This window comes from Clostridioides sp. ZZV15-6598 (assembly GCF_020657705.1).
GTDB classification, from domain to species: Bacteria; Bacillota; Clostridia; order Peptostreptococcales; family Peptostreptococcaceae; genus Clostridioides; species Clostridioides difficile_F.
The window spans coordinates 1-2,950 of sequence record NZ_JAGWCS010000232.1 but is presented as its reverse complement, the minus strand read 5'-3'; the positions used below and the strand labels follow the sequence as shown (position 1 = coordinate 2,950).

Sequence of the window (2,950 nt, the reverse complement as noted above, 5' to 3'; positions counted from 1 at the left end):
TTTTTAATAGACAGTATCTATTCCTTTTATATTTGTGCTATATCTGGTTAATTATATAAAACTTATAAATAAATTATTTTATAAGTTATAAAATAATTTATTTATAAGTTTTATATAAATTTCAAAAAAATGCCGAATACAATCGGAAGTATGATATAATACTATATACCAATAAAATTTATGGGAGGATTGAAATGAAAATAGTAAGTTTATTTAATGTAAAAGGTGGGGTTGGAAAAACGACATTAGCATATCTAATTGCTCTTAATTTATCAAAAAAAGACAAAAAAGTACTCATACTTGATGGAGATACTCAAGCCAATTTCACACAATTTATATATAAGATAGTACATAATAAAAAAACTATATTAGATGCATTTAAAGATGATATAAGTGCAGAAGAATTAATAATAAAGTCTCCATTAAAAGATTATCCAAATATTGATTTGATACCAAGTGATTTATCTTTATCTGTTTTATCAGAGTATTTAACTATAAAAACTAGTAGAGAAAAAGTTGCTTTTAAGTGGTTCAAGAAAAATATTTCTACACTTAAAAATTATGATTATATATTAATAGATTTATCTCCTTCATATGACTTAATTGCTAGAAACTTTCTATTTATATCAGATAGTATTATAACACCTCTTGAATTTCAAGATATCGCAAGTATAAGAGGATGCGAGTTATTTTATCAAAAATATAATGAGGACTTAGAGGAGATGGGAGAAATTAATGAAGCAAAAAGAGCAATTGTAATAAATTCTTATACTTCAAGAAAATTAACTTCTGGTGATGTTTTTATGGATTATCTTGATAGATTTGATAGTATAAAAAAAGATTTAGCAGATGTAAAAATAAGTGAAAGTACTATAGTAAAAAATTGTGTATTAAATAAGTTAAGTATAGATGATTATTGTAGGAAAATAAAAAAAGCACATAAAGTTAGAGAAGAATTGAATGATTTAATAGAAGAACTTATTAATAAGGAGGTATTATAATGAGTAGATTTGAGTTAGATGAAGAAGAAATAGCTATCCCTAAAAAGGATTATAAAAAAGAAATTGATGAGGAAATTAGAAATAAATTCAATGAAGATACAGAACTTCAAGGCATAAATCTACTAGATTTAAAAGAAAATAAAAAGACTAAAAAAGGACAAGTTACATTATATATTGATGATGAAGATTTAAAAGTGTTAAAGACTATAGCACATCTTAAAAAAACTACCTTAAATAAAGTAATAAATGAGTTTATTAGAGCTAATGTAAGAGCAACTAAAGAACATTTGCCAGAAGAATTAAATATAGATAAGATAGCAAGAGAGTATGATAAAAGAAATAAAAACAAAGGTCCTAAAAAATAAGTTTGTTTATAAAATATATATTAAAGTAAATAATAACTTAAAAAAAAGTTATTATTTACTTTAATATAAGATGTATAATATAACTAATAAAATACATTTTATATTAATTTAACATTATTTCTTTATAAATTCCAGTGCTTTATAAAGGGTATCAAATCTATCATTTCCCTTTATCATAGTATATTTTTCTTTAGTTATATCCGTTATTTTATTACATGCTTCTCCTCCTACAACATATAAATTTTCTGTCCTTCCTGGAATGTAATCTTTTATATCACATATTAATATTTTTCCATTATTATATCCCCAACCAACCACAGTTGCAGGTATTTTATCAATTTCTCCATCATAAACTATTGTATGTTTGTACATTTGTTTAACTCCCTCACTACTTATATTTTTATTTAATACACCTTCTACGATTAACTTAGCTATACCTTCATATCCAAGTTTCTTAGCCTTCTCATAATCTTCTTTATTGTCACAGAAGAAACTTTCAATTAGTATTGCTGTAGGTTTGGAACTATTTAAAATATATAATCCTTTATCTAATTTAGCACCTCTATTTTTAAATACTGTGCCTAGTTTCTTACATATTCTAGTTGCATACTCTAGACCTTTATTACTATAATATAGCACCTCTGAGCCTTTTCCTTGACCATCACTTGCATTTAAATGTAGTTCTATGAGTAAGTCATAGCCTCCAGTATTAACTCTAGGTATTTTATAAGGCTTTTCTTCATTCTTAGTTTTGAACTGCTTTTCGGGGCATATTATTACATCTACCTTATGTTCTTCTTTTCTAAATATATCCGCTAATACTGGCGCAAGAGATTTATTATATTGATACTCGTTAACTACCCCATCAGCAGAAGTACATGCACCACTTTTTAAAATACTGTGTCCTACTGTAATACATATTTTCATTGCTTTTCACCATCCTTTAACTGTTTGTAAGTTTGATTTATACCTATTGATATACCCCAACAAATTACACATTGTAAGGCTGCAACAGGATTTAATCCTAACATCCAAATAGAAAACCCTATACCAAGTATCAATAACACTACTGGAATATATTTATTATCTAGTTGCTTATACTTCTTACAGCCCTTACCTATAATAGAGAGAGCGGCCACTAAAATTAGCAACTGCTCTGGTATGAAACTTATTAAATTATCCATCTCTTATCCTCCTAATTAATTAAAATATTCCTCTCTGTATTGCAAATATAAAGAATCCTACAAGTGTTGTAATCATTGTTCCAATTAGCCACTTGAGCATACTTGTAAGTGCGTTTAAATTCTCGCACAGTGCCTTTAACTCTGCTTTAGACTCTATATTTGCTACTTTTAATTCGTCTATTTCATCATTATGCTTATTTATTGTTACCTCATGTCGTTTCAAATTGTCTTTGAAAAGTTCTTCATTCATGTGAGCCTCCTTGTTTGTATTAAAATAAGGCTTAGAGTAATCTCTAAGCCTTTGACAATTAACGATACTTAACTGCTATATAATCATAACCTACTCCACCATTAACTGTAGATTTTGGTAACCATGAATTGTCATTTATATCTATACCTC

General features: G+C 26.6%; 5 protein-coding genes. 2 read left to right on the top strand and 3 right to left on the bottom strand.

The window, feature by feature from the left end; genetic code table 11:
* Positions 1–194 precede the first annotated feature (194 nt).
* Complete coding sequence (locus KGF50_RS21015) at positions 195–1,001, top strand: AAA family ATPase (RefSeq protein ID WP_227849862.1); 807 nt, start codon at positions 195–197, stop codon at positions 999–1,001.
* Complete coding sequence (locus KGF50_RS21010; protein ID WP_227849861.1) at positions 1,001–1,366, top strand: hypothetical protein; 366 nt, start codon at positions 1,001–1,003, stop codon at positions 1,364–1,366. The genes KGF50_RS21015 and KGF50_RS21010 overlap by 1 nt, the downstream gene beginning before the upstream one ends.
* 114 nt (positions 1,367–1,480) lie before the next feature.
* On the opposite strand, the gene KGF50_RS21005 is transcribed toward KGF50_RS21010, so the two are convergent.
* From KGF50_RS21005 to KGF50_RS20995, 3 genes are read right to left on the bottom strand one after another with little or no spacing between them, the layout of a single operon-like run.
* The gene (locus tag KGF50_RS21005) at positions 1,481–2,293 is read right to left on the bottom strand and encodes an N-acetylmuramoyl-L-alanine amidase (protein ID WP_227849860.1); all 813 of its coding nucleotides are present in this window, start codon (positions 2,291–2,293) and stop codon (positions 1,481–1,483) included.
* Positions 2,290–2,550: a phage holin family protein gene (locus KGF50_RS21000; RefSeq protein WP_227849859.1), complete on the bottom strand. Its 261-nt coding sequence runs from the start codon at positions 2,548–2,550 to the stop codon at positions 2,290–2,292. The genes KGF50_RS21005 and KGF50_RS21000 overlap by 4 nt, the downstream gene beginning before the upstream one ends.
* Before the next feature lie 19 nt (positions 2,551–2,569).
* Positions 2,570–2,800 (bottom strand): hemolysin XhlA family protein, encoded by a 231-nt coding sequence (locus KGF50_RS20995; protein ID WP_227849858.1) that lies wholly within the window; start codon positions 2,798–2,800, stop codon positions 2,570–2,572.
* Between the last annotated feature and the right edge of the window lie 150 nt (positions 2,801–2,950).